This window comes from Bacillus sp. JK74, assembly GCF_053663395.1.
Map to the genome: position 1 here is coordinate 105,092 of NZ_JBSJQB010000005.1, position 25,922 is coordinate 131,013.

At 46.7% G+C, this 25,922-nt stretch carries 30 protein-coding genes; 6 read left to right on the forward strand and 24 right to left on the reverse strand.

Features of this window, described 5'->3' with window-relative positions:
• Positions 1–27 precede the first annotated feature (27 nt).
• Positions 28–534 (reverse strand): PTS sugar transporter subunit IIA, encoded by a 507-nt coding sequence (locus ACWJJ5_RS15090; protein ID WP_012117833.1) that lies wholly within the window; start codon positions 532–534, stop codon positions 28–30.
• A 138-nt stretch (positions 535–672) separates the two neighbouring features.
• Between ACWJJ5_RS15090 and ACWJJ5_RS15095 the strand changes: the two genes are divergently transcribed.
• A complete protein-coding gene (locus tag ACWJJ5_RS15095) occupies positions 673–1,086 on the forward strand; it encodes a hypothetical protein (RefSeq protein WP_076851379.1) in 414 nt (137 codons plus the stop codon).
• A 29-nt stretch (positions 1,087–1,115) separates the two neighbouring features.
• On the opposite strand, the gene ACWJJ5_RS15100 is transcribed toward ACWJJ5_RS15095, so the two are convergent.
• Complete coding sequence (locus ACWJJ5_RS15100) at positions 1,116–1,550, reverse strand: YppG family protein (RefSeq protein WP_077722505.1); 435 nt, start codon at positions 1,548–1,550, stop codon at positions 1,116–1,118.
• 186 nt (positions 1,551–1,736) lie between these two features.
• Between ACWJJ5_RS15100 and ACWJJ5_RS15105 the strand changes: the two genes are divergently transcribed.
• Positions 1,737–1,919 (forward strand): YppF family protein, encoded by a 183-nt coding sequence (locus tag ACWJJ5_RS15105; RefSeq protein ID WP_003153532.1) that lies wholly within the window; start codon positions 1,737–1,739, stop codon positions 1,917–1,919.
• A 39-nt stretch (positions 1,920–1,958) separates the two neighbouring features.
• On the opposite strand, the gene ACWJJ5_RS15110 is transcribed toward ACWJJ5_RS15105, so the two are convergent.
• Entirely contained in the window at positions 1,959–2,327 is a 369-nt protein-coding gene (locus ACWJJ5_RS15110) for a YppE family protein (RefSeq protein ID WP_003153529.1), read from the reverse strand.
• A gap of 45 nt (positions 2,328–2,372) precedes the next feature.
• A complete protein-coding gene (locus ACWJJ5_RS15115) occupies positions 2,373–2,618 on the reverse strand; it encodes a DUF5446 family protein (protein ID WP_039063257.1) in 246 nt (81 codons plus the stop codon).
• Between the two features lie 208 nt (positions 2,619–2,826).
• Between ACWJJ5_RS15115 and sspM the strand changes: the two genes are divergently transcribed.
• Complete coding sequence (gene sspM / locus ACWJJ5_RS15120; RefSeq protein WP_003153525.1) at positions 2,827–2,931, forward strand: acid-soluble spore protein SspM; 105 nt, start codon at positions 2,827–2,829, stop codon at positions 2,929–2,931.
• A 43-nt stretch (positions 2,932–2,974) separates the two neighbouring features.
• Here the strand turns inward: sspM and ACWJJ5_RS15125 are convergent, their stop codons facing one another.
• Positions 2,975–3,937, reverse strand: coding sequence for a DUF2515 domain-containing protein (locus ACWJJ5_RS15125; RefSeq protein WP_454022509.1), 963 nt, complete (start codon positions 3,935–3,937; stop codon positions 2,975–2,977).
• 41 nt (positions 3,938–3,978) lie between these two features.
• On the opposite strand from ACWJJ5_RS15125, the gene recU reads away from it, so the two are divergent.
• Positions 3,979–4,587 (forward strand): Holliday junction resolvase RecU, encoded by a 609-nt coding sequence (gene recU / locus ACWJJ5_RS15130; RefSeq protein WP_003153521.1) that lies wholly within the window; start codon positions 3,979–3,981, stop codon positions 4,585–4,587.
• Between the two features lie 38 nt (positions 4,588–4,625).
• Positions 4,626–7,409, forward strand: a complete 2,784-nt coding sequence (locus ACWJJ5_RS15135; protein WP_454022510.1) for a PBP1A family penicillin-binding protein — start codon at positions 4,626–4,628, stop codon at positions 7,407–7,409.
• Between the two features lie 78 nt (positions 7,410–7,487).
• Here the strand turns inward: ACWJJ5_RS15135 and ACWJJ5_RS15140 are convergent, their stop codons facing one another.
• The 18 genes from ACWJJ5_RS15140 to ACWJJ5_RS15225 all read right to left on the reverse strand — a co-directional run bounded on the left by ACWJJ5_RS15140 (position 7,488) and on the right by ACWJJ5_RS15225 (position 23,703).
• The gene (locus tag ACWJJ5_RS15140) at positions 7,488–7,979 is read right to left on the reverse strand and encodes a YpoC family protein (protein ID WP_173613004.1); all 492 of its coding nucleotides are present in this window, start codon (positions 7,977–7,979) and stop codon (positions 7,488–7,490) included.
• Positions 7,976–8,635: an endonuclease III gene (gene nth / locus ACWJJ5_RS15145; protein ID WP_003153517.1), complete on the reverse strand. Its 660-nt coding sequence runs from the start codon at positions 8,633–8,635 to the stop codon at positions 7,976–7,978. The genes ACWJJ5_RS15140 and nth overlap by 4 nt, the downstream gene beginning before the upstream one ends.
• An 18-nt stretch (positions 8,636–8,653) precedes the next feature.
• Positions 8,654–9,352 carry a DNA replication protein DnaD gene (gene dnaD / locus ACWJJ5_RS15150; protein ID WP_070082021.1) on the reverse strand — a complete coding sequence of 233 codons (699 nt, stop codon included), beginning with the start codon at positions 9,350–9,352 and terminating at the stop codon, positions 8,654–8,656.
• A 94-nt stretch (positions 9,353–9,446) separates the two neighbouring features.
• Positions 9,447–10,739, reverse strand: coding sequence for an asparagine--tRNA ligase (gene asnS / locus ACWJJ5_RS15155; protein WP_003153515.1), 1,293 nt, complete (start codon positions 10,737–10,739; stop codon positions 9,447–9,449).
• Positions 10,740–10,873: 134 nt separating this feature from the next.
• Entirely contained in the window at positions 10,874–12,055 is a 1,182-nt protein-coding gene (locus ACWJJ5_RS15160) for a pyridoxal phosphate-dependent aminotransferase (RefSeq protein ID WP_070082022.1), read from the reverse strand.
• A gap of 22 nt (positions 12,056–12,077) precedes the next feature.
• Entirely contained in the window at positions 12,078–12,563 is a 486-nt protein-coding gene (gene tseB / locus ACWJJ5_RS15165; protein WP_077722509.1) for a cell wall elongation/penicillin-binding protein regulator TseB, read from the reverse strand.
• Between the two features lie 9 nt (positions 12,564–12,572).
• Positions 12,573–12,743 carry a YpmA family protein gene (locus ACWJJ5_RS15170; protein ID WP_003153512.1) on the reverse strand — a complete coding sequence of 57 codons (171 nt, stop codon included), beginning with the start codon at positions 12,741–12,743 and terminating at the stop codon, positions 12,573–12,575.
• A gap of 147 nt (positions 12,744–12,890) precedes the next feature.
• A complete protein-coding gene (gene dinG, locus ACWJJ5_RS15175; RefSeq protein ID WP_436334955.1) occupies positions 12,891–15,677 on the reverse strand; it encodes an ATP-dependent DNA helicase DinG in 2,787 nt (928 codons plus the stop codon).
• A gap of 121 nt (positions 15,678–15,798) precedes the next feature.
• Entirely contained in the window at positions 15,799–16,182 is a 384-nt protein-coding gene (panD, locus tag ACWJJ5_RS15180; protein ID WP_003153510.1) for an aspartate 1-decarboxylase, read from the reverse strand.
• Between the two features lies 1 nt (position 16,183).
• Entirely contained in the window at positions 16,184–17,044 is an 861-nt protein-coding gene (panC, locus tag ACWJJ5_RS15185) for a pantoate--beta-alanine ligase (protein WP_003153508.1), read from the reverse strand.
• A gap of 3 nt (positions 17,045–17,047) precedes the next feature.
• Entirely contained in the window at positions 17,048–17,881 is an 834-nt protein-coding gene (panB, locus tag ACWJJ5_RS15190; RefSeq protein WP_070082024.1) for a 3-methyl-2-oxobutanoate hydroxymethyltransferase, read from the reverse strand.
• A 244-nt stretch (positions 17,882–18,125) separates the two neighbouring features.
• A complete protein-coding gene (locus ACWJJ5_RS15195; RefSeq protein ID WP_454022511.1) occupies positions 18,126–19,103 on the reverse strand; it encodes a biotin--[acetyl-CoA-carboxylase] ligase in 978 nt (325 codons plus the stop codon).
• Complete coding sequence (locus ACWJJ5_RS15200) at positions 19,088–20,278, reverse strand: CCA tRNA nucleotidyltransferase (RefSeq protein ID WP_454022512.1); 1,191 nt, start codon at positions 20,276–20,278, stop codon at positions 19,088–19,090. The genes ACWJJ5_RS15195 and ACWJJ5_RS15200 overlap by 16 nt, the downstream gene beginning before the upstream one ends.
• A 4-nt stretch (positions 20,279–20,282) precedes the next feature.
• On the reverse strand, positions 20,283–21,416 hold the full coding sequence (gene bshA / locus ACWJJ5_RS15205; protein ID WP_436334958.1) for an N-acetyl-alpha-D-glucosaminyl L-malate synthase BshA: 1,134 nt from the start codon (positions 21,414–21,416) through the stop codon (positions 20,283–20,285).
• The gene (gene bshB1, locus ACWJJ5_RS15210; protein ID WP_003153501.1) at positions 21,413–22,126 is read right to left on the reverse strand and encodes a bacillithiol biosynthesis deacetylase BshB1; all 714 of its coding nucleotides are present in this window, start codon (positions 22,124–22,126) and stop codon (positions 21,413–21,415) included. The genes bshA and bshB1 overlap by 4 nt, the downstream gene beginning before the upstream one ends.
• Complete coding sequence (gene mgsA / locus ACWJJ5_RS15215) at positions 22,119–22,532, reverse strand: methylglyoxal synthase (protein ID WP_003153499.1); 414 nt, start codon at positions 22,530–22,532, stop codon at positions 22,119–22,121. Before mgsA ends, bshB1 begins: the two co-directional genes overlap by 8 nt.
• A 23-nt stretch (positions 22,533–22,555) precedes the next feature.
• Entirely contained in the window at positions 22,556–23,359 is an 804-nt protein-coding gene (gene dapB / locus ACWJJ5_RS15220; protein WP_436334959.1) for a 4-hydroxy-tetrahydrodipicolinate reductase, read from the reverse strand.
• Positions 23,360–23,367: 8 nt separating this feature from the next.
• On the reverse strand, positions 23,368–23,703 hold the full coding sequence (locus ACWJJ5_RS15225; RefSeq protein WP_003153495.1) for a nucleotide pyrophosphohydrolase: 336 nt from the start codon (positions 23,701–23,703) through the stop codon (positions 23,368–23,370).
• 142 nt (positions 23,704–23,845) lie between these two features.
• Between ACWJJ5_RS15225 and ACWJJ5_RS15230 the strand changes: the two genes are divergently transcribed.
• The gene (locus ACWJJ5_RS15230; RefSeq protein WP_003153493.1) at positions 23,846–24,718 is read left to right on the forward strand and encodes a YitT family protein; all 873 of its coding nucleotides are present in this window, start codon (positions 23,846–23,848) and stop codon (positions 24,716–24,718) included.
• A gap of 23 nt (positions 24,719–24,741) precedes the next feature.
• On the opposite strand, the gene ACWJJ5_RS15235 is transcribed toward ACWJJ5_RS15230, so the two are convergent.
• A complete protein-coding gene (locus tag ACWJJ5_RS15235; protein ID WP_146277076.1) occupies positions 24,742–25,917 on the reverse strand; it encodes an oxalate decarboxylase family bicupin in 1,176 nt (391 codons plus the stop codon).
• Between the last annotated feature and the right edge of the window lie 5 nt (positions 25,918–25,922).

The following is a 25,922-nucleotide window of genomic DNA, read 5'->3' on the forward strand; positions in this document are numbered from 1 at the left end:
GAAAAAAAGCAGGGAATCAGCCCCTGCCTACTTCATTTTTATCGTAAAAAGCTCTGTTTGTCCTTTTTTCGCTTCATTTGCGCCTGCAAATTGCAAAGGTTCTGCTGCATCGCCATTCATAATCACCATAGGGATGACGGTGCTGCTTGCTTTTTCTTTTATTAAATCCAGCCGGCACGTTAAAAGCAGATCGCCTGTTTTCACTTTGTCTCCTTCTTTTACATGCGCTTCAAAGCCTTCGCCGTTCATATTGACGGTATCCAAACCGACATGTATCAAAAGTTCCGCTCCGGAAAGGGTGCGGATGCCGACAGCATGTTTTGTATGGAACAGCTGAATCACTTCTCCCTCAACCGGTGAAACAATGTCTCCGTTTGCAGGCTCGACGGCGATCCCGTCCCCCATCATTTTTTGTGAAAATACGGGATCCGGCACTGAAGCCAAATCCATCACCGCTCCGTCAGCCGGAGAAAAAATCACTTCCTCGGCCGGCTTTTTCCGGCTGTCTCCCAATCCGAATAATTTTTTCAGCAATGTGTTGTGCTCCCCTTCCTAAATGTGAATCCGTTACCAGTTTATTCTCCACTATTTAACCATACTTTCTTTTTTCCTTCAATTCTTAACCATACGGCATAACATCGCATAGTCTGTTTGTAAAAAGGCGGTGGTCATATGGATCAATCACAAAACGATAAACTTGATCCGCAAAGAAATGAGGACATCATCAGCCATGCGATGGACCAATTTTTTCACTCAGGTCCCTTCGCAGAATTGATGCAGGGTTTTCAGCACCTTGTCAATTCGGCTTTTACTGAAGCGCAAGTGACGATTGACGTCAGAGAAGAGCCGACGGGCCTCGCGGTTGATATCGGCGTTCCCGAGACGTTCCGTGACGGGGATATGCTGGTGGAAACGAAAGGGTGCTACCTTCACGTTACAATCCGCTACGATCATAAACAGGCTCATTCATCCCACATGTCTTCAAGCATGACAAGAACCGTTGTCCTCCCGTATAAGGTAAGTGAAGAAGATATGGAAACATCCTGGAATGAACAGACGCTTACCCTCTTTTTCCCAAAAAAATAAGCATGAATGATGAATATCATTCATGCTTTTTATTTGAAGATACTGGTGAAGCCTTTCACCAGCGATCCGACCTGATTTACGGCGCTTACCATCTGCCCCGTTGTATCCATCATTTTATTAAAGTCAAACTGTCCGTTCGTTTTTTTAAACTGGGAGAGTATGCCTGAGAATTGGGAAGACTGCTGCTGATTCGGTCTGGGAACGGGGTAAGGATTCACAAACTCCGGCTGGCCCCCGGGCATGCCTGCCTGAGGAGGAGCGGGAGCATACGGCGGCTGCATATGACCGTATTCCTGATTCGGATAAAATTGCTGCGGGTACTGCCCTTGCTGATGATATGGCGGCTGCTGCAATGGCTGTATCTGCTGCGGATACGGCTGCTGTAATGGCTGTATCTGCTGCGGGTAGAAATATCCCGCCGGCTGCTGGTACATATTTTGATATGGCTGCGCTCTCCATTGCATATGACATTCCCCCTTGTCTCTCACTAAGTTTCTGCTATATATGTATGAATTCCGCCTTGGTTATGTGCTTTCGGTGATTCTGATCTTTGTCAAATGCTGTCGAAAGTCTTAATTTTTTAAAAACAGAAAAAAGTCGAATCGTTATGTTAACATAATCTCAACATACATGAGAGGGGATGCACCATTATGAACGTATCATACTTAAGAAAGCGTTTTGCTGAAGTGAAAAAATATGAAACAGATTGTGCAGATAAACTGATGGACTTTGCAAAATTTCTCTATATTCAAGGCCATCTCACCGCAACCGAATTTCGAAACAGTATGAAGGTTCTCGAAGCAAGTGGAGCAGAAAACCCGGCGTATGAATAACATACCCGACCCCTTTATATATAAAGAAGGCAGCCGTTTTCAGCTGCCTTCTTTTTCAATTTCATCCCTTAATATACGAAGCGTATATAAAACAGATTCAGTTAAATCCCTGTATCTTTTTTTATGAATATGATGAACATATGATTGGAGCATCAGCTCCCCGAAATTTTCTGTAACGGCCTGAATTTGTGCATGATGAACGTATTTCGGACGGTTTTCCTGAATAAACGCAAGCGCTGCTTCTGTCCAAAGCGCGCAAAGCCGGTCTCTTTTTTCAACATCGGGTTTAATCGTCTCAAAAAAATCATATGAACGGCCTGACTCTTTTCCATCCTGATACCTTTTTTCGGCTTCCAGAACCGCCTCTATCATTTGTTCTGTCAGCTCCAATAACGACTGTGTCTGCAAACGGACTCACCTCAGTACATATGGTACCAAAGTTTTTGCACAAAATCAGCTTATCCGGCAGGCTCTCGGCAAATCCTTTTTACGCCGGTCAGTCAAAAACAGGTCATCAATACAAACATGAAGCTCCCGCGCCTCTTCCTCAAGACGGGAAAGTTTCTCCTGCCTGATTTCTTCTGCTTCCGCCTGACAGGATCTGACTGCTTGGGTAAGCGTTTTTTCAGCAGCAGAAATCCGGATTTCAATATCAGAAAGCAGACGGAGAATATCAGCCTTGCTCGTGTAAACAGACATTCATGTTCCTCCCTTTTATCACTTGCGTCTCTTTCAAATATAATTCTCGTTTTCATACCGCTCTCCTCTGCACATGACAAAACTAGAAGCAGTTCGGCAAACAAACAGAGATTATCCTAAAAGGCGTGCCTTTCGACAAAAAAGTGCCGCAAACTTTGTATGAACCGGCACGTTAATGCAAACGATACAGTTGAGGAGGAGGTGCCGTATGAAAACGAGACCGAAAAATGCAGGTAAACAGCAAAAAACCGAAGCAAAAACAACTGATACGCTTGATAAAAAATTAGGCGGCCCAAACCGCCCTTCCACGTAACACACCAGCAGCCCGAAACCCCAGCGAACGGTTTCGGGCTTTTTCATTTCTTCAGCCACTCTTTAACCGCGAAGAGCGCATGGAGCTCCCGTCTTTTCTGGAAGTACCAGTCCGTCAGTTCAAGCTGTTTCGGCATTTTCTCCTGTAAGAAAGTCCCTTTTCTTAACCTTTTTTGAAACCAATCCGCCCTTTCGCCGTCTAATGGGTGGGCAACAATGGGATAGGTTGTCCTCAGCATGGGTGATGTTCTTTTTTTGATGCCGATCATTTTCTCCATATCAAAGCGTGAACCGGTATGAGGAACGGTATCAAGAAAACGGTAAAAAGAAGCGTGAAGATCAGGGCTGAACAGAAGGCGGGCCAGCTGTTTTCCGAGCGTAATTCTCTCTTCGGTTTTTGAAAACCGTTTGACGGAAATTCCGTATAAATGTCCGTCAAATGAAGGGAATATCACCGTATTAAAGTGAAACCAATCACTTAAATAAAAAGGAATCGTGCCAAAAACATTCTTTTTAAACGAAGGATTTTGTATAATAGGTGCTTGGATAGTGTTTTGTTCATTTATAATAAGAGCATACATGAGTCGTTCCGTATCTCCGTCACGCCAAAAGCGGAACCATTCTTCCTGCATAAAAGCCGAGACGCGGAAATGAGGAAGATGACGGAAAAGAGGTTCGCCGATTTGTTTTGACCACTGGTAGACCAGAAGCTGAGGATAGGCATCAGAAAAAATCAGCCAATTCGCCCTTTCATACGAAAGGAAAAACCAGTTTTTCTGACTGCTGTCAAGGCCCTCCTGATAAAGGACACCTCTTAAATCAGTCATCGACCAGCCCGCATTGCGGGACACAAAGGATGCCAAAAGCGGCCACTTGATCTCAGGATGGCGGTCATAATATGCTTTATAGGCATTCGTCCGGGAAATATTATCGGCATTTTTTATTTTCGTCTCTTTTTCGATCAGGCGAAGAATGGCGGTTACGGTCTGTCGTTTATGCACGTTCATTCACTTCCGTCACTATTAGTTTGATAAGGAGGATGGAAAAAGTGATTCGGTACCCGAATGGAAAAACTTTTCAGCCGAACAAAACGGTTTCATCCCAAAACAGCCAGAAACGGTCTCATTCATACAGTAATCGCGGCATGACCCTCGAAGACGACCTGAATGAAACGAATAAGTATTATCTGGCTAACCAAATTGCTGTCATTCACAAAAAGCCGACACCCGTCCAGATTGTAAACGTCCACTATCCGAAAAGAAGCGCCGCAGTCATTAAGGAAGCTTATTTTAAACAGTCTTCAACAACTGACTACAACGGCATTTATAAAGGACGCTACATTGATTTCGAGGCAAAAGAAACAAAAAACAAAACGGCATTTCCCCTGCAGAATTTTCATGATCATCAGATTGAGCATATGAAGCAGGTGGTCAGGCAAGACGGCATTTGTTTTGTTATTATATCCGCTTTCGGAAAGGTTTATTTCCTCGAAGCCGACAAGCTGTTTGTCTTTTGGGAGAGAAAGGAGAAGAACGGCAGAAAATCAATTCGCAAAGACGAATTAGAAGATGCTTCCTTTCCGATTTCCCTTGGATACTCACCGAGAATTGATTATATTAGTATTATTGAACAGCTTTATTTTTCGCAGGAACAGTAGACTGAGCGAAAGGTTGATAAACGAAAGGTTGAGATGTTATGTCAGATCAATTTACGAGCCGTGAAGAACGCCGTAAGGCAAGGCAGACGAAAAGCACTAAGTCCTCTTCACCGAAAAAAGGCAAGAAACAGCGTAAAGGCGGTTTATTCAAAAAGATTGTGCTGTCCTTGGTTATTCTGTTTGTCCTTGGCATAGTCGGCGGAGCCGCGGCATTTGCCGTTTTGGTTTCCGGCGCGCCGTCTTTGGATGAAGCCAAGCTGAAAACGCCTTACTCTTCAACGATTTACGATAAAAACGGAAAAGAAATCGCGGAAGTGGGCGGTGAAAAACGAACCTACGTCCCGATTAAGGATATACCCGATGTTGTGAAAGAAGCATTTATCGCAACTGAAGACGCCCGTTTTTATAAGCACCACGGTATAGACCCGATTCGGATCGGAGGCGCTTTGGTCGCCAACTTTACGGATGGGTTCGGTTCAGAGGGAGGAAGCACAATCACCCAGCAGGTTGTGAAAAACTCGCTTTTAACCCATCAGAAAACGATTAAACGGAAAGCACAGGAAGTGTGGCTTTCCCTGCAGCTGGAGCGCCATTATTCTAAAGATGAAATCTTAGAAATGTATTTAAACAGAATTTATTTCTCACCGCGCGCCTACGGCGTCGGAAAAGCGGCTGAAGAATTCTTCGGCGTAAAAGACTTAAGCAAACTTACGGTTGAACAGGCGGCGACGCTTGCCGGAATGCCGCAAAGCCCGACCGGATATAACCCGGTTAAAAACCCGAAGGCTTCCGAAAAACGCCGAAACATCGTTCTCAGCTTAATGGAAAAACAAGGATTCATTTCAAATGCTGAATACCAAAAAGCGAAGAAAGTGTCCATGAAAGATGAAGGCGTCGTCAGCCAAAAGGAATACGATAAAAAGGACACAAATAAATACAGCGCTTTTGTCGAAGAAGTTATGAAAGAAATTGAGACAAAAGAAAAGAAAGACGTCAATATTTCAACTGACGGACTGAAAATTTACACGACTCTTGATACGAAAGCACAAGATTATCTTGATCAATTGATGAACGGAGACACGGCCGGCTTTACCGAAGGCATGCAGGGCGGCGTTACCCTCCTTGATACGACAAACGGAGAAATCCGCGCCATCGGACCGGGACGGAATAGAACTGCAGGCGGATTCAATTATGCAACACAAGGTAAAACCCAGCCCGGTTCAACGATAAAACCGATTCTTGATTACGGCCCGGTCATTGAAAATAAAAAATGGTCGACTTACGAGCAGATTGACGATTCAGCTTATACGTACTCTGACGGCACACCGATTCATGATTGGGACAATAAATACAGAGGACAGATATCTATGCGAGAGGCCCTCGCAGACTCACGTAATATCCCTGCTTTAAAAGCATTCCAAGCAGTTGGAAAGGATAATGCCGTGGACTTTGCAAACGACCTGGGATTAGGTTTAAACAAAGATCAAGTATATGAACCCTACTCTATCGGGGGATTTGGTGAGGGTAACCGCGGTGTATCTACTATGACCATGGCAGGCGCCTACAGTGCGTTCGGAAATAACGGAACGTACAACGAACCGCACGCGGTCACATCGATTGAATTTAATGACGGCACTAAGCTTGATTTAACACCGAAACCGAAAAGTGCTATGAGCGACTACACAGCGTTTATGATTACCGATATGCTCAAATCAGCTGTCGAATCAGGAACAGGTAAACTGGCTCAGGTGCCGAACGTGGAAGTCGCCGGTAAAACGGGTACGACCAACTTTACTAAAGAGGACATTCAAAAATATAACATTGCCCCAGGCGGAGTTCCAGACTCCTGGTTTGTCGGATACACCCCACAATATACTGCGGCGGTTTGGACTGGTGTAGAATCTGGCAACAAAGCAGGCAAGAAATCACTGTCTTCTGCAGACCAGCAAGTCGCAAAACGTATTTTCCAAAAGCTGATCTCATACGTTGATGACGGTAAAGGAAGCTTCAAGCAGCCTGACAGCGTCGTAAAAGAAACAGTTGAGAAAGGCTCGAATCCTGCCGCTTTAGCCGGACCGAACACGCCGGATGATAAAAAAGTGACGGAGTACTTCGTGAAAGGGACGCAGCCAACTGCCGTTTCTAAAACGTACACGAAAGAAAAAGCCGATAAACCGACAGGATTGCAAGTGAAATACGACAAAGATAAAAAATCATTAACCTTAAGCTGGAATTATGACGGTGATGCAACATTCAATGTCAAACAATCCGTTGACGGCGGAAGCTACAGTGACATTCAAAACAGTTCGGCAAAAGAAGCCGTCGTCTCAAATGTCACGCCAGGCTCCACATACAGCTTCCAGGTGACAGCGGAAAACGATGACGGAAAAAGCGATGCGGCATCAGCATCTTTCAAAGTCCCGAAAGATGAAGAAGACGATGCGGATAAAGATAAAGCGACTGACGATGAACAGAAGACTGATGAAGATAAAGATAAGGACAAGACGCAAACCGATGATCCTAACAAAGATGACAATCAGACAGATACGTCTGACGGATCGGATCAAACACCAACTGATGACCCGGATAAAAATCAGGATCAATCCGATAAGGATCAAACAGATAACAACAATCAGAATCAGCCCGGCAACGGGACCGATAACAACGGACAGCAAGATAACGGCTCTGATAATGATTCCGATTCCGGTTCAGACGGCTCAAATAAACCTGACAGCGGTCAAACGGATAAAAACCAAGACTCATCTTCAAATATCAACGGGCAGTCCAATTCGTCAACCATCCATCCAAATCCCGCTCATTAGCGGACGAAATCCTTCACCCCAAACAGGTGAAGGATTTTTTTCATACAAAAAAAACCTCCTTATAAGAAAAGGAGGTTTTTAACATTTGTTCATGGCTTCATATTTATGATATTGTTTCTTCATCTCCGTCATCAATTCATCCAGCTGAATAAACGAGTGAAATTGAGTCGGTTTTGTTAAAATAAACGCCATTCGCTCCGCCCAATTGATCGGTTCCGCGGGAAAATGCTTTGTTTCAAGCACAGTCCAGTCGAGTGATGTGACCCGCTCCCCTGCCGTCCAATGAAAAGCGGCAATCAGACAGGCTATTCCCTTCAGCATGTCATTTTGATCACATCTCGATTTTCTTGTTTGAAAAACGGGAAGCAGCGTTTCTTTCGTTTCATTCCAAATCTGAAACAGAAACGGGACATATTCGCCCCTTTCCCTCCATGGCTGCACTGTTGGCTGACCGCTGAAATCCATATACAGCGGATGGCGGCGCAGCGCCGCTTTGATCTCGAAGCTTTCCAAGTCCGTAAGGCTGCGCAGGTATGTTTCATAGTCTGCCAGAATGTCAATCGCCGTCACCGTTTCACCAGCCCTTTTTTGTCACGCTTCTGCCCTTCTCTGCATAGCGGAAGCAAAGGACATTCCGCACAACGGGGAGATTGCGCTTTACAATGATACCGGCCGAAAAATATTAACCTGTGATGCGTAACAGACCAATCCTCTTTCGGCACTTTTTTCATTAATGTTTTCTCTACTTCCAAAACAGAGTCCTTCCAGCGGCAGATGCCGAGCCGTTTAGAGACCCGCTCCACATGAGTGTCTACTGCGATCGCAGGTACGCCGAAAGCAACAGACACGACCACATTTGCCGTTTTCCGTCCGACACCCGGCAGCTTCACAAGCTCATCCCGGTCTTTCGGCACTTCTCCGCCGTACTCTTCGATGATCATTTTGCTCAGCTTTTGAATATTTTTGGCTTTATTACGGTAAAGACCGATTGATTTAATATCCTGCTGGAGTTCTTCCAGCGATACGGCAAGATAATCTTCGGGCCGTTTATATTTTTGAAATAGCGTTTTTGTCACTCTGTTGACGAGAGCGTCCGTACATTGCGCGGATAATGCGACTGCCACAACCAATTCGAAAGGATTTGAATGGACAAGTTCACATTCTGCGTGCGGAAACATATCGCCGATTTTTTCAAGACAATATTCAATCTGCTTTAAATTTAACACGTTTCTCCCCTTCTCATGTTATTGTTCCAGCCAATTGTAAAAAGGCACCTGCCTCGTATACTCTTTTTGCGGATCATTTTGTTTCGTTTGAACACGCCGGAATTTTTGGCTGTGCGCCTTCGCCTGCTCAACCGTTTTGAAGCCGTTCTTTTTCCATTCAAATAAAATCCGGTCAATATAGCGAAAACTGAGTTTCCCTGATAAAACGGCTTCTTTTAAGGCGTGTTTAATCATAATCGCATCATGCTGATCCTGATCCTGCCATATGGCCAGCGTCTCGCATTCAAGCGGCGACAGCGGTCTTCCGAACTCTTCTTCAAAGATGGTATACAGGCTTTTTTGTTCTCTTTCTGACGTTCTTTCCTGCGTTTCATTTTGAGAATGCTGCATGTAATCATACAGCTTCGCCCATAACGGCTGCAGAGAATATTTTTCAAACTTTATGCCGTTATGGTCTTCACATTCTTCAATAAACAGAAAACCTTTTTGAATAAACATTCTCAGGCAGCTTGTACATTCTTCAGCAGAGATGGACATGCCTGATTGAAGTTCAAACGGCGTCGGAAAATAAGAGCCCTTTTCCAAATGCATTTTAATCTTCAAAAGCAGGATCAATTCGGTTTCATTCAGCCCGAGCTGCCGGTAATGTGTCAGCAGCAGGTTGGGAATGCTTGAAATGCCGAGTTCCTGCATATCTATAAATTGCTGTTTTTTCATCCTTACACCTCTTACTGTAAAAGGTTATCTCCGGGAGCTTTCCCCTTTACTTAGAAAAAGTCTCCCTTGCAGGAGACTTCGTTTTTCATAACTATTACGGATACAGACGGTTCAGAAGTCTCGGGAACGGAATCGTTTCACGCACGTGAGGCGCTCCGCTGATCCAAGCCACTGTCCGCTCAAGTCCGAGGCCGAAGCCGGAGTGCGGAACAGAACCGTATTGTCTGAGTTCAGCATACCATTTGTAAGCATCTGAATCCAGACCGTGTTCTTTTAATCTTTCTTCCAATAAATCCATATCATGAACGCGTTCTGAACCGCCGATGATTTCCCCGTAGCCTTCCGGAGCGATTAAGTCGGCACATAACACGACATCGTCACGATCTTTGGCAGGCTGCATATAGAACGGTTTTAATGACGTCGGGTAATGAGTGATAAACACCGGTTTGTCATAGCTTTCTGCGATCGCTGTTTCATGCGGCGCGCCGAAGTCATCTCCCCACTCAATATCGTCAAAGCCTTTTTCTTTCAAGAATTCGATCGCTTTATCGTACGTAATGCGCGGGAATGGCGCTTTGATTTGTTCAAGCTTCGATGTGTCTCTTCCTAATGTGTTCAGCTCGATCTTACAATGTTCCAGCACACTTTGTACGATGTATGCAACATAATTCTCCTGAACTTCAAGGTTTTCTTCAAATTCAACAAATGCCATTTCAGGCTCAATCATCCAGAATTCGATGAGATGGCGTTTCGTTTTCGATTTTTCCGCTCTGAACGTCGGTCCGAAAGAGAATACTTTTCCGAGCGCCATTGCAGCTGCTTCCATATACAGCTGGCCGCTTTGAGACAAGAAGGCGTCTTCATCAAAATATTTCGTCGCGAACAGCTCAGTCGTGCCTTCGGGAGCGCTTCCCGTCAAAATCGGCGGATCAACTTTCACGAAGCCTTCTTTGTTGAAAAATTCATAAGTCGCACGGATGATTTCGTTGCGGATTTTCATAATTGCATGCTGGCGTTTCGAACGGAGCCATAAATGTCTGTGATCCATTAAGAATTCCGTACCGTGCTCTTTAGGCGTAATCGGATAATCAGTCGCTTCGTGAATGACTTCAATGGATGTAACAGCAAGCTCATAGCCAAGCGGTGAACGCTCGTCCTCTTTCACAATTCCTTTTACATAAAGTGACGTTTCCTGCGTCACTGACTTCGCAATTTGGAAGATGTCTTCTTCTACTTCAGCTTTGACGACAACTCCCTGAATGAAGCCGGTACCGTCTCTCAGCTGTAAAAATGCGATTTTACCGCTTGAGCGTTTATTAGCGACCCAAGCTCCAATCGTTACTTCCTCGCCTGTGTGTTTATACACTTGGTTGATTGTTGTTTTCAAACTCTTTCCCTCCAGAACAAGAAAGACATTCAGGAATCTGCCTGAATCTCTTTTTTCATCACTTTATTATACCCGTTCTACTCTAACGGGGTCAATGCAAGTGAAAAGCGGCTTTAAAAGCCGCTTTTTCAGAATCAGCTGTGTTTTTCCGTAAAGCGGCGGATTCTCTTGACCGCTTCTTCTAAAAGATCGAGTGACGTTGCGTAAGATAAGCGGACGTTGTCCGGTGAACCGAAACCCGAGCCCGGCACGATGGCGACTTTTTCTTCTTCCAGAAGCGCCTTGACGTATTCATCGACATCTTTGAATCCGCAGTTTTCTGCGGCCGCTTTGGCGTTAGGGAACAAGTAAAACGCTCCTTCAGGTTTGACACAGGTGAATCCGGGAATCTCACTAAGCTGAGCGTAAATGGTATTCAGTCTGTGCTCAAATGCCTGTCTCATCTCTTCCAGCGGCTCAGCCGGCCCGTTATAGGCCGCAATGGCGCCGTATTGAGCGATGGACGTCGGATTTGAGGTGCTGTGGCTTGCGAGGCTCGTCATCGCTTTAATAATCGTCTCCGAACCCGCCGCATAGCCGATCCTCCAGCCCGTCATGCTGTGAGATTTCGAAACGCCGTTAATGATGATCGTCTGCTCTTTCAATTCACTTGAAAGCTGTGCGATTGAGACGTGTTTTTTTCCTCCGTATGTAAGCTTCTCATAAATCTCGTCAGAAACGATCAGAATGCCATGCTCCAGACACACTTTTCCTAGTTCCGCAAGCTCTTCCTTCGTATACATAACACCTGTCGGGTTGCTCGGTGAATTGATAATGAGCGCTTTTGTTTTCTCGGTGATAGCCTGCTTCAGCTGCTCCGGTGAAATTTTAAACTGATTGGATTCCAGCCCTTCTGCATAGACGGGACGCCCCCCTGCCAGTTTCACCTGCTCAGGATAGCTGACCCAGTAAGGAGTCGGTATAATCACTTCGTCCCCTTCATCGAGAATGACCTGAAATAATGTATACAGAGCGTGTTTCGCTCCGGTGCAGACAATGATTTCTGACGGCTTATATTCAATCCCCTGATCGTTTTTGAATTTTTTTGCGATACTGTCTTTCAAGGCCGGCAGACCGCCTGAAGGCGTATATTTCGTATGGCCTTCATTCATGGAACGCACCGCGGCATCTATAATGTGCTGAGGCGTATTAAAATCCGGTTCTCCTGCTCCGAGGCCGATGACATCATGGCCTTCCGCTTTCAGCTCTTTCGCTTTTGCGGTAATTGCAAGTGTTGCAGACGGTGTTAATGCGGATACTCTTTTTGCCAATTTCAACTTGAACTCCCCCTAATACGTCTCACGGTGTAATGTTTTTAAGAATCTTGCCGCTTGTAAAGTCCACATAGCTAAAGCTATACTGTCCGCTTTTGTTGATATAGGTCACTTCCCATAACGGAACATTGTTTTCTCTCGCCGGGTGAACGCCATTCAGCTTGGAAACAAGCCCTTCGTCCCGAACGATCTTGGCAGCCTTGCCGCTTGAAATGCCGTCACTGGCTTTTTTCGAGAGAATTTTTGCTTTTTTGTCGGCCGGAACCCATACATACATATCTTTTCCATGTTTATCCGTTCCGGTAACAACATAATATTTCTGTTTGCCGACAAAGGTCTCCACTTTCTCAGCATCTGTCAGATTCGTTTTTTCTTTAGCGGCTGCGGCAGCTGTTTCGTGGCCTTCTTCTTTTTGAGCCATTGCAGATTTAAAAATGCTGGCCGAAAATAAAAGAACTGCTAACAAAATAATACCAAATACGGCTGTAAATATTAATGCTTTTTTTCTCATCTTTTTCACCTATGTGCGATAAATGGTGAAGACCGCTTCATTTTGATTTTCTTCGTCGAGCGCAAGGCCGAACATCAGGTTGTCCCGTTTCAAAGTCCGGTTTAATGTATCGACGATTTTATATAAATCATCTGAATGCTCCACATTAATCGTTGACAGAATTTCAATTTTGCTTTCCATTTTTATACCCTCCATCGGTCGAACAAATTTTGTTAGTCATAACGGGATGCGCCCGCGGCATAATAAAATCACAAGGCGGCATGAACCCGCTTTTACTATAAAAACAATTCCTCATCCCACACCACGAAAGCCGCGTTTATGCGGCTTTTATTCCGTTTGGCTGACATAAGCCCCGAGTTCGGCATCCGTCAGCTCCAAAAGGGATGAAGTCGGGAGCGCTTCAAGAAACAGCCGTCCGTATCCCGCCGTCTTTACACGCTGATCTAAAAGAACGATCGTTCCCTTGTCTCCCGCCGTACGGAGCAGGCGCCCGATCCCCTGTCTGAACGTTAACACGGCCTCAGGCAGGGAAATCGTCTGAAACGGATTTTTCCCCTGCTTCTTGGCAAATTCGCATTTTGCGGCGTGAAGCGGATTATCAGGCGCCCTGAAAGGAAGTCTTGCGATCATGACGGTTGACAATTCATCCCCCGGAAAATCAACGCCTTCCCAGAAATGATTCGTCCCGAGCAAAATCGCCCGGCTTGCCGTTTTAAAGGTTTTCATTAATTTACCGGGACTCCCGCCTGAAATACCTTGGGCGAGAAGCTGAATGCCTGAGATCTCCATACTAAGTTTCAGTTCCTGATACACTTTTTTCAGCATATCATGAGAGGTAAACAGGACAAGGATCTTCGGCTGTTTTCCCTTTGACATGATTTCTGCATACTTGGCAATATGCTCAATGACTTCCCGCTCCCCGTCATATTTAACGGATTTCATCTCTTTCGGAATGATGACGTTCATCTGATCATCGTAAGAAAAAGGAGACGGGATGCTTTTGGTGCGCGGATAAAAATCCGCAAGTCCGAGCCTTTCAATCATATATTGAAAAGACTGCTCCACCATTAAGGTCGCTGATGTGAGCACAACGCTTTTTTTGCGGGCGAAAAACTGGTCTGCCAGCATTTCACCGGGCTCCAAAGGCTGCGCATAGATGCTGACGGCATTTTTTGCGCCCTTCGCATCAATTTCAACCCAAACGGCTTCTTTCTCATCATTTTCAAACAGCAGCCTGCTGAACGTATCGCGATATTCTTTCAGCCCCCTGATACACTTTACATATTCGCCCGCTAAAAAAGCCGCTCCGCTTTTCATCTGATCAAGCTTTTGATGTAACAGTTTCTCCTGTACGGAAAACATGTCAAGCAGCTGATCCAGCATCGCACAAAGCCGCTCCGCTCCGTCCGTTATCATGTGAAACCCTTTATCCTGGCTTTTATGATTGAGACTATAGACGAGACGGTTCAGATCGTCTTTAGGTTTTCTTCGTTTGACAAAAGAATGCACTGAACTGAAAAATGCGTCGCTTTCCGATTGAATATGCTTCATCCACTCATCGGCGTCAAAAAAACTTTCCGCCGGCAGTTCATACGTATAAAACAGTTTTCTCATCCGCTTTAACAGTCCGTGTTCCTTTAAGGTCCCGATTCGGCTGAGCTTTGTGTGCAGTCCGATGTATGAAGCTCTCTTCCCCAGGTGCTCGCTGGCGGCGCGTTCGAAATGATGCGCTTCATCAATGATGACCTTTCCGCTTGCAGGCAGTTTTTTCGTTTCACTGCTTTGATCTGAAAACAGCAAAGCATGGTTTGTGATAATCAGATCTGCGGCCTGCGCTTTTTCTTTAGCCCGTTCATAAAACCCGGCAGCCGAGTCCTTCCCTTTTTTCATAAAAGAATTCTCATCGTAAGCCATGCGCTCCCACAGCAATCTGCCGCCTGATGGAAGATTCAGCTCAGCGGCGTCGCCCGTTTCAGTCTCCGTCAGCCAGACGAGAAGCTGCGCTTTCGTCAAAACGGCATCATAGTTGTCATCTTCCTCATGCAGAATATGTTCAAACTTAGGCAGGCACAGATAATGTGATTTCCCTTTTAAAATAGCGGCTTTGACCGGCCAAGGAAACATACGCTCCAAAAGCGGAAGATCTTTAGACATGATCTGCTGCTGCAAAAGAGTAGAGTACGTGCTGATAATGACGGGAGTTTGTTCCGCTTTGGCAAATAAAACAGCCGGAACGAGATAACCGATCGTTTTTCCGATGCCGGGCGCCGCTTCAATCAGCGCATGCTCCCGATTGCGGAAGGCGCCAAGCACTTCATCCATCATCGTAAGCTGTCCTTTCCGCTTTTCATAGCGGGGGATGATGCCGGATAAGATCTGTTCTTTTTCTTCGTTCCACTTTTCAAGGTCAATGGCCGCATTCACCGGACGGGAAACCGGAATTTGATCGGGCTCTTTAATTGAAAAAGAGGCGTATGGAATGCAGCTCTTTTCTTCCGCCGGCCTGCTTTCATGTATAAAAGAATCCAAAAGCATCGTCAAATCGCTGATAAAATGCTGTGAAAGCCTTCTAAGCTGCTTTAACGTCGGTAAAGGCAAATGTTTCAGTTTATGTAAAATGTCTAAAAAGACCAGTCCCGTAACCTCCGCATCGCTGTCTGCGCGGTGAGGGCGGTCATGAACAATATTCAGCTCTGCGCACAACTCACCAAGCTTATATCCTTCAAACCCCGGGAAAACAATACGCGAAAGCTCAACCGTATCAAGCACTTCACAATCCGGCAGCTCATAGCCCGCTTCGCTCAATTCATGCCGGACAAATCCGAGGTCGAAATGAATATTATGGGCAACAAAATACGCGCCGTCAAGCAGATGAAAAATCTCCTCTGCGACCGCTTCAAACGGCAGTTCACTTTCAACCATTCCGGACGAAATTCCGGTCAGCTGTTCAATAAACGGCGGGATGGCCTGATTCGGATTGATATATTTTGAAAACCGCTCAGTTATTTGTCCATTTTCAATGACAACCGCTGCGATTTGAATGATTTTATCGCCCTTTTTCGGCGAATTTCCTGTTGTTTCGACATCTATGACAACGAACCGTTGTTTGTTCATTAAAATGGACACCTCAATTCTTGCATACGAGAAAAGTGTAACACGTTTTGTTGAGAAATGGAGCGGAAAAACAGCTTTTGCCCCTAAATCTTAAAAGAAAACCCCCATGAAGGGGGCTCTTTTACAAAATCGTGTGTGCCGGTTCCTGGCCCAGCATCTGCTCGATTTTATTCTGATCATCCAGAACGGCCACCTTCGGCTGATGGCTTTTTGCTTCCTGATCAGACATCATTTGATAAGAAATAATAATGACTTTATCTCCTTCTTGGACGAGACGGGCGGCAGCTCCGTTTAAACAGATGACACCGCTCCCCCGCTTACCGGGAATAATATACGTTTCAAGTCTCGCCCCGTTATTATTATTCACAATCTGAACTTTTTCATTAGCGAGCATTCCGACGGCATCTAAAAGATCTTCATCAATCGTTATGCTGCCGACATAGTTTAAATTGGCTTCCGTCACGGTAGCGCGGTGCAGTTTTCCGGCCATCATAGTGCGGTACATATTATGATCTCTCCCATTCATCAATATCAATAATGATATTATCAATCAGTCTGGCTTTAGAAAATTGGACGGCGCAGGCCAGAATGACCTTGCCGTTTAATGTTTTAAGCGGAGTCAGCTCCGGATAAGCGTACAGTTCGGCATAATCAATGACGCCGCTTGTGTTTTCGATGATATCGGTGACGGTTTTTATGACGGTTTCCGGATTTCTTTCACCGTCTCTGACCAGTTCGGCACCTTGCTGCAATGCTTTATAGATCATCGGCGCTTCTTTGCGTTCCTGCTCAGTCAGATAGACGTTGCGAGAGCTTTTGGCAAGTCCGTCTTCTTCTCTGACCGTGTCCACTGCAACCAATTCGATATCCATAAAGAAATCCTCAATCAATCCGTCCACAACCGCTGCCTGCTGGGCATCTTTCAGGCCGAAGTAGGCGCGGGTCGGTTTAACGAGATTGAAAAACTTCGTCAGCACAGTGGCCACTCCGTCAAAATGGCCGACGCGGGAGGCGCCGCACAACACGTCAGTTCTCCTTTTCACTTGCACGGCAACATTTTGCTCGCCTTTATACATGTCACTTGGAGACGGCGTAAACAAAACATCTGCTCCCGCCTGTTCTGCAAGCCGGGCATCGCGCTTTAAATCTCGCGGATATGCTTCGTAATCCTCGCCCGGTCCGAATTGAGTCGGATTGACAAAGATGCTCATCACGACAATATCGTTTTCTTTGTTTGCTTTTTCAACCAGGGTCAGGTGTCCTTCATGAAGAAAACCCATTGTCGGGACGAATCCGATCGTCCGGCCTTCTGAGCGGTATTGTGCAATTAATTCTTTCAGCTGTTGAGTTTCTGTCAGTTGTTTCATCGCTTACTTTCCTCCGTATAAGCCTTGCAGCACAGTTTGGTTTATCTGAAAGGAATGCTTTTCTTCCGGGAAAACCCGTTCTTTCACATCACGGACATAATCGCTGAGGGCCGACTCAATCGTGCCGTCGATTTTGGCGTATTGCTTCACGAACTTCGGTGTTCTGTCCACGCCGTGGCCGACGACGTCATGATAGACAAGGACTTGGCCGTCCGCTTTTGAACCGGCTCCGATACCGATGACGGGAATGGATACTTCTTCTATTATTTTAGCAGTCAGTTCAGCAGGCACACATTCAAGCACGAGCATCATCGCTCCCGCCTGCTCGCATTTGATGCTGTCTTCAATGAGCTTTTTCGCGCTTTGCTCATCTTTTCCCTGCACTTTATATCCGCCTAATACGCCGACAGACTGCGGTGTGAGGCCTAAATGGCTGACGACGGGAATTCCGCCGAGAGTCAGCGCGCGGATGGATTCGAAAACGCCGTCTCCGCCTTCCAGCTTTAACGCGTCCGCGCCGCTTTCCTGAATAATGGCCGCGGCGTTTTTCAATGTATCCTCTTTTGAAAGGTGGTAAGACATAAACGGCATGTCAGTTACGATAAACGTATTTTTCGCACCGCGTTTTACCGCTTTTGTATGGTGAATCATGTCACTGACCGTTACGCCGACGGTTGAATCGAGTCCGAGCACGACCATTCCGAGCGAATCCCCGACTAAAATCATGTCGACTCCCGCCTGTTCCGCAAGCTTTGCCTGCGGATAATCGTAAGCGGTCAGCATCACGATCGGCTCTCCGTTTTCCTTCATTTTCATGAAATCCAGTTTTGTTTTCATTCTGTTTCTCCTCCTCTAAACGGTGAGGAGATGAGCCGCCAATTCTTCGCAAGCAAAAAAGCCTTCTGTAAAATAAGAAGGATTCCCACTTGTTTAACGTTCGGCGAATGTCATCCCTCTGTCCCAGTCCTTTTTTGGATCAAGGCAGACTTTTCGTAATCTCTGTTCTGCTGATCAGGTGCAGTTCATTATGATACTGCCCATAGGAAGTATACCAAATTCACGAGGCTTGTACCAACTAAGATTAATTGAGCTCAATATCGGCAGAATAGATCTTCTTTATACCGTCTCTCGTTTCCAAAAGAAGAACTCCCTCATCATCAATGCCGAGCGATTTCCCGTAAAACGTTCCTTGCAGCGTTCTCGCTCTGAGCTCGTTCCCCAGTCCGACCGCATAGCTTTCCCATAGCAGCTTGATCGGTGTAAAGCCGTGGTTCAAGTAATCCTGATAGCGTTTTTCAAAAGTCAGCAGAATCTCTTGTATCAGACCCGCTCTGTCAATTTTTTCGCCGGCTTCCATGCTCAGGCTCGTCGCAATGTCCTGAAGCTCGCCGGGAAAATCGGTTTCCTGCTGGTTCACGTTGATGCCGATCCCGAGAATAACCGAACGGACACGGTCTTCTTCCGCCTGCAGCTCAGTTAAAATCCCGACGGCTTTTTTGCCGTGAACTATTAAATCATTCGGCCATTTAATGGCGGCCTGTACGCCTGTAAAAGCCTCGATGGCCTGTACGACCGCAACGGCGGATAACAGGGTGAGCTGCGGCGTTTTTTGCAAAGGAACGTCGGGTCTCAGAATGAGGCTCATCCAAATCCCGTTTCCCTCCTGTGAATGCCATACTCTGGCCATTCTTCCTCTGCCTGCCGTTTGTTTATCGGCGACTACGAGGGTCCCTTCCGGCGCGCCGTCATTGGCAAGTTCATGAGCGGTTTTTTGGGTGGACGGCAGGACGTCCCGGTAATGAAGCTGTTTGCCCAAAACTTCTGTTTTCAGTCCGAAACGGATTTCGGATTCACTGAGTTTCCCCGGTTTTTTAATGAGCCTGTACCCTTTTCGTCTGACCGCCTCAACCTCATACCCCTCTTTGCGGAGCTCCTCTATATGTTTCCAAACGGCGGTTCTCGAGCAGCCGAGCGCGTCACTTATTTTCTGCCCGGAGATAAAGCCGTCACCCGCCTCAGAAAATAAATCAATTAATCGGGTTCTTAATGTTGATCCCATGATGCGAGCCACTCCTTTATGTCATGTTTTCGGTTAGGGAGCTTCCCTGCCAATACCGCTTCTTCAATCCGGCGAAGTTCTTCGGCCACCCATTTACCCGCGCGGCGGTTTCTGAGCTCCATCAGATCAGCGCCTGAAATGTCGAGGTCTCGAGGGCTTTTGATCGGCAGCTGCTCATACAGGCTCTGAACTTCTTTCAGCTTTTGTTCATCAATCGTCCTATGCTTTTTCAGCATCTCGATTTTAACGGCTGAAAACAGCGCCTCTCCCGCCCGGTACATCGCTTCTGCTTCCAGCTGCGCCGGATAAACGCTTATGATCTGCACCGCTTTTTTTATGACCTTTCCCGGCAGTTTCCATTGTTTTAAAAACGCCTCGGCGCTTTTCGGACAAAGACCAAGAAACAATAACAGCGCTGCCCAGCGTTCTTCGCGTGCATCTAAAGAAGAAAACGGAAAGCCGCTTGCTTCAAGCATTTGCTGCTCATAACCGGAAAGGCCGGGCAGCTCTTGTATCAGACCTGTCTGCACCATCGTTTGAATCGCTTCTTGTGAGAAAGCGCCCTGCATCAGCTTTTCAAACTCGACGGTCTTTCGTTCTACTGATACATGTGCCATAAGCTCCCTGTCTTTTATGACGGCCTCTCTTGTATTTTTTTCTAACAGAAAGCCGAGCTGACTCATAAAGCGGACGGCTCTCATCATCCGCAGAGCGTCTTCCCGAAAACGGTCTTCAGGGTTACCCACCGTACGGATCAGCTTTTGTCCGATATCATGTGCGCCTCCGAAATAATCAAGCAGCTCTCCTTCGGCAGACATCGCCATCGCATTAATCGTTAAGTCTCTCCGCTTTAAGTCTTCTGATAAAGAAGTAATGAACCGCACAGCTTCAGGGCGCCGGTAGTCCTTATATTCTGATTCGGCACGAAAAGTGGTGACTTCATAGGTTTCATCTTCCCATAGGACGATGACGGTGCCGTGCTCTTTTCCTACATCGACAGTCCGCTTAAAGAGGCGCTCCACCTCATTCGGCAAAGCGCTGGTTGCGATGTCCACATCACCTATTTTTCGTTTCATATAGCTGTCTCTGACGGCTCCCCCGACAAAGTACGCCTGATGGCCCGCCTTCATCAGATGATGAAGGATGGGGAGGGCTTTGACAAATTCCTGTTCCATAAGATCACTCCGGTCCTGCCAATTCGTCATAAATCCGTTCATACTGACTGACGATTCTTTGCGAAGAAAAGGCGGTCTCCACCATTTTCAGCGCATGATCAGTCAATCGTTTGCTGAGCTGTTTATCTTCTAAAACAGCAAGCGCTTTTTCAGATGCCGCCTGAATATCGCCGACTTCCACCAGAAAACCGCTTACTTGATCTTTAATCACTTCGGGGATGCCGCCGATATTTGTTCCGATACACGGCACGCCGCAGGCCATCGCCTCAAGGAGGACGAGTCCGAAACTTTCTTTTTCAGACAGAAGAAGCTTAAGATCGCTGATGGAATACAGTTCTTCCACCCTGTCCTGATTTCCGAGGAGCAGCACTTGATCCTGCAGCCCGTATTTTTCGACAAGCTGCCAAGCGACGCACTTTTCCGGTCCGTCACCGACAAGCAGGAGCTTCGCCTTTGTGTTGGCTGCGATATTACGGAAAACGCAGATGACATCTTTAACACGTTTTACTTTTCTGAAGTTCGAAACATGGATGACGACCTTTTCATCCGGCAAAATACCATGTTTCTCTTTTATACTCTCTGTATTTTTCTTAAGATAAACACGTTCATCAATAAAGTTGTAGATGGTCTCAATTTTTTTATCCGGCTTAATTAAGTCATATGTTTCTCCGGCAAGCGCGGTTGATACCGCCGTCACTCTGTCGGACGCTTCGATGGCAAAACGGATTAAATCTTTTAATGACGGATCATATCCTAAAACGGTGATGTCCGTACCGTGAAGCGTCGTCACGATGCCGATGTCACGCTTGAGCATCTGCTTGGCGAGATAAGCGCATACCGCATGCGGCAGCGCATAATGCGCGTGAATGATATCAAGATTTTCCCTCGCGGCCACCTCGGCGATTTTGCTCGCCAGCGTAAGGTCATAAGGCGGATATTTAAATACCGCGTATTGGTTGACTTCCACCTCATGAAAATGAATATTCGGATGATATGTATTTAATCTGAACGGGATGCTTGATGTGATGAAATGAACCTGGTGTCCTTTTTCCGCAAGCAGCTTGCCGAGTTCCGTCGCAATAATACCCGAGCCTCCGACACTCGGGTAGCATGTAATCCCTATTTTTAATGGTCTCATTGTCCGCCCCCAAAAACATCATCATTCAAAACGGGAAGCTGTTTTGAAAAGAAGCCTTCAGCATACCCCGTCCCGGCTTCTTTGCCATACAGTCTTTCCCGCGCTTCCACCATTTCGATATAACCGTTGGTCAGCGGTGTGTTCACTGACTGCGCCGTAGGAATAAACTGGCTTTGATAGGCGTGCAGGCTTTCTTTTTTCAGATCGATGGTTTCCGTTATGTCGATTACAAAGTCCGGACGGTGAAACCCGTTGATCATATAATAGTATACGCGCTGAGCCTTATGAGCCGGCAGTTCCTGATGATCTCTGTATTTATGAATTCCCGCCGAGAACACCGCCTCTTCGACCAAAGCCGCCGCATTGCCGTGGTCAGGATGGCGGTCTTTCGGATAAGGCATGAAAACGGTTTTCGGCCGGCAGGCTCTGATGACACTGACAATCCGGCGGATGCCGTCCTCACTTTTCAAAAGCCCACGGTCGGGAAGCGTAAGCTGGATTCTCTCTTTTACGCCGAGAATTCGTGCCGCCTCTGCCGCTTCTTCTTTTCTTATCCCTACCGTTCCGTTAGATGATAGTTCGGCCTCGGTCAAATCGCATATCACCGCGGTTTTTCCTTGAGCCGTAAATTTTGCGATCGTGCCGCCCATACCGATCTCGACATCATCACTATGAGCGCCGAACGCCAGAATATCAACGTGTTCAGACATTCGGCTCTCCTCCGCGCACAAGATTGCGGAAATCAAATGCCCCGCCGTCCAGCGTCCGGACGAGGATTTCCGCTGTTCCCATATTTGTGGCGAGCGGGATCGCGTATACGTCACACAGCCGGATCAGCGCCGAGACATCCGGTTCGTGAGGCTGCGCAGTTAACGGATCGCGCAGAAAAATGACGAGATCCAGGGCGTTTGCCGCAATCAATGCGCCGATTTGCTGATCTCCGCCGAGCGGGCCGGATTGAAAACGTTCAACGGACAATCCGGTCGCTTCCTGGATTTTTAAGCCTGTCGTACCCGTCGCGTATAACTCATGATGGCTCAATATATCTTTATATGCGGTCGTAAACTGAACCATATCCTGCTTTTTTTTATCGTGAGCAATCAAAGCAATTTTCATTTGATGTTCTCCCCCTTGCCGATTCAGTCGATAATATTTTCGAGTCCGTATACAAGCTGGTCGATTTTCATCACTTGCTCCACTGACAGCTTCACTCCTGACATAAAGGAAGCCCGGTTATAGGAGTCATGGCGCAGTTTCAGCGTCTGGCCGTCCATGCCGAACATGACTTCCTGGTGGGCGATAAGGCCCGGCAGACGCACGCTGTGAAGGCGGATGCCGTTTAATTCAGCACCGCGGGCGCCCGGCAGAATTTCTTTTTCATCAGGATGGCCCTGCTGCTTTTCTGTACGGACGCTTGAAATCATTTCCGCTGTTTTCAGCGCCGTTCCGCTCGGGGCATCCAGCTTTTGATCATGATGAAGCTCAATGATTTCTACATCTTCAAAATAGTTGGCGGCCATTTGTGAGAACTTCATCATCAGCACCGCGCCCAATGCAAAATTCGGAGCGATGATAGCGCCGATTCCTTTTTCTTCAGTCAAGCCTTGAAGCTCCTCTAAATCCGCTTCAGAAAATCCGGTCGTTCCCACAACGGGGCGTACGCCGTGTTCAAGAGCGGCTTTCGTATGTTTTTTGCCGATTTCAGGCGTTGTCAAATCGATCAGCACATCCGGTTTTGTTTCTTGGAAACATGCGCAGATATCCGTATAAATAAGTGCGTCTGAATCAGCTGACATCACTTCCCGCAATGTTTGCTGATCGTATGTATGGTCAATGGCGCCGACAAGCTCAAAATGAGGCGTGCGGACGGCAAGTTTTACGGCCTCCTGGCCCATTCTGCCTCTCGGTCCGGCAATGACGACTTTAATGATTTCATTTGACATGGTTTCTCCTACTTTCCTTCTTCTTTTCTAGTCCAGCGGTCTTTATCACGTGTATTAAATTTATGCATGACGCGGTTATGAGCTTCCTCCAATGAAATATCAAGGGAGTTGGCGAGGCAGATCAGGACGAACAGCACATCGCCCATTTCCTCTTCCATGCTTTTCTCATTTTCCGTCGTTTTCTTCGGCTTTTCCCCATAATAATGGTTGACTTCTCTTGCAAGTTCGCCCAGTTCTTCCGTGAGACGGGCCATCATGGCAAGCGGGCTGAAATAGCCTTCTTTGAATTGGCCGATATATTCATCGACCTCAGCTTGTAAGTCTTTCATCGTTTTGTCACTCACTGTGCGAATACCTCCTGTCATCTCTTCCATGTTAGCTAATTCAAGTACATTTGACAAATGTTAAAAACGGCAGTTTGCTGTTTTCTTTTGTATCCACTATAATATTTACGCAATCTTATGGAAGGAAAAGGGGTTTGATGCAATGCTTGGAGAAATCAGAATCAAAAACATTTGCTTTATTTTAATCGGCGCCGCTGTTTTTTCATTCGGACTGGTTCACTTTAATATGCAGAACAATTTGGCGGAAGGCGGATTTACCGGCATTACGCTGCTTTTATATGCGTTATTCCACATCAGCCCTTCTATTTCCAACCTGGTATTAAACATTCCTATCTTTTTCATCGGCTGGCGTATGCTCGGCCGGACGATGTTTGTCTATACCCTGATCGGCACCGTCTCTCTTTCCGTTTTTCTGAGTGTTTTTCAGCGCTACGAAATTCATATGCCGCTGTCGCATGATTTAGCGCTGGCCGCCTTGTTCGCCGGTGTTTTTATCGGCGCGGGTCTCGGCATTATTTTTAAATACGGCGGCACGACGGGCGGGGTCGATATCATCGCCAGGCTGATCAACAAATTTTTCGGAATCCCGATGGGCCGGACGATGTTTGCCTTTGACGCCTGTGTCATTCTGCTTTCTTTGTTTACGTATCTTTCTTACAAGGAAGCGATGTACACGCTTGTAGCCGTTTTTGTCGCTGCGAGATTGATTGATTTTATACAGGAAGGCGGCTATGCCGCAAAAGGAGCAACGATTATTTCTTCGAAAAACGATTTGATCCAGCAAAAAATCATTGAAGAGATGGAGCGCGGCGTCACCGTTTTAAAAGGACAGGGATCATATACAAAAGAAGACAGGGACGTTCTATACTGCGTCGTTCCGAAAAACGAAATTGTGCTTTTGAAAAGCGTCATCACTTCCGTTGACCCGCACGCCTTTGTTGCAGTAAGCGACGTCCATGATGTGCTCGGCGAAGGATTTACGCTTGATGAAAATAAAAATCCGATCAGACGATAATAAAAAGGCGGCTTTTGCCGCCTTTACTGTTCGTCTTTCCATTTGACAACCGGTGATTTTTTCTTTTTCAATCGGCGGGCGAATGCCGGACTGACATTGAGCGTCTGCTCGACGAAGCGCTGCGGCGTCAGTGCCAGCCATTGATTTAAGGAGACGTCTTCGAAACGGTCGCTTTTGAAGATTTCCAGAAAGCGAAGCACGGTGTCACCGGTATTCTGAACATAATGTCCCATTGCAAAAGGAACATATCCTACGTCACCCGCTTGATAGTTAAATGTCCGCGCTCTTCCCTCCGCCGCAAACACCGTCATTTTCGCTTCTCCTGAAAGATAATACTGCCACTCGTCCGTATTGGGATGCCAATGCAATTCTCTCATGCCTCCGGGTTCGACCTCCACAAGAGCTGCGGCAATCGTTTTTGACACCTTAAACGTTTTTGAATCGACAATCTTTACTCTTCCCCCGCCGGTAACAAGAGGCTCCTGCCGGGAAAGCTTGTAGCTGAACGGCTCCAAAACGGGGCCTTCCGGGGAAGAAACTGCTGCCCGCTCAATAGGGGGAGGCGGTTCCAGCTGGAACATGTAACGCTCTTTCTTGTGAATGTAAGCCAGCTCATAACCCGGAACACCGAAGTTCGCCTCCAGCACGCTGCGCGGGGTATGGGCAAACCAGTCCGTTACTGAAAAGGTGCTGTTTTCTGAAAAAGAGCCGTCATCAAAGACGAGCAAAAACTCACTTCCCTGCTCTAATCCTTGAATGGAATGAGGAATGCCGGAAGGAAAATACCACAGGTCCCCTTCACTTACGTTATCAATAAAATTCCGCCCATTTTGATCGACCGCAGTTAAACGTACTCCTCCGTTAATCACATATCCCCATTCGGCTTCTTTATGCCAATGAAGCTCCCGCACAGCTCCCGGTTTCAGTCTCATGTTCACCGCCGCGATGTTTTTGGATACCGGCAGTTCCCTGACCGTCACCTCTCTGGACCATCCGCCGTCTTCAAGCCTCATATGCGTATCAGAAAATGAGAATTTCAAGTTTTGAACCGTTCCTGAATCCGTTGAAGGCGGAACGAGCATGTCAGGATTCTGGAAGTCACGCGCGAGGTTTCGCGGTCCTTCGTCAGTCGCCCCTTTTCTGCCTCTGATCGGCTGCGGGAGGTGTTTTGAAGCCAATTGCTGGATGAGTTTTTTCACTGGCT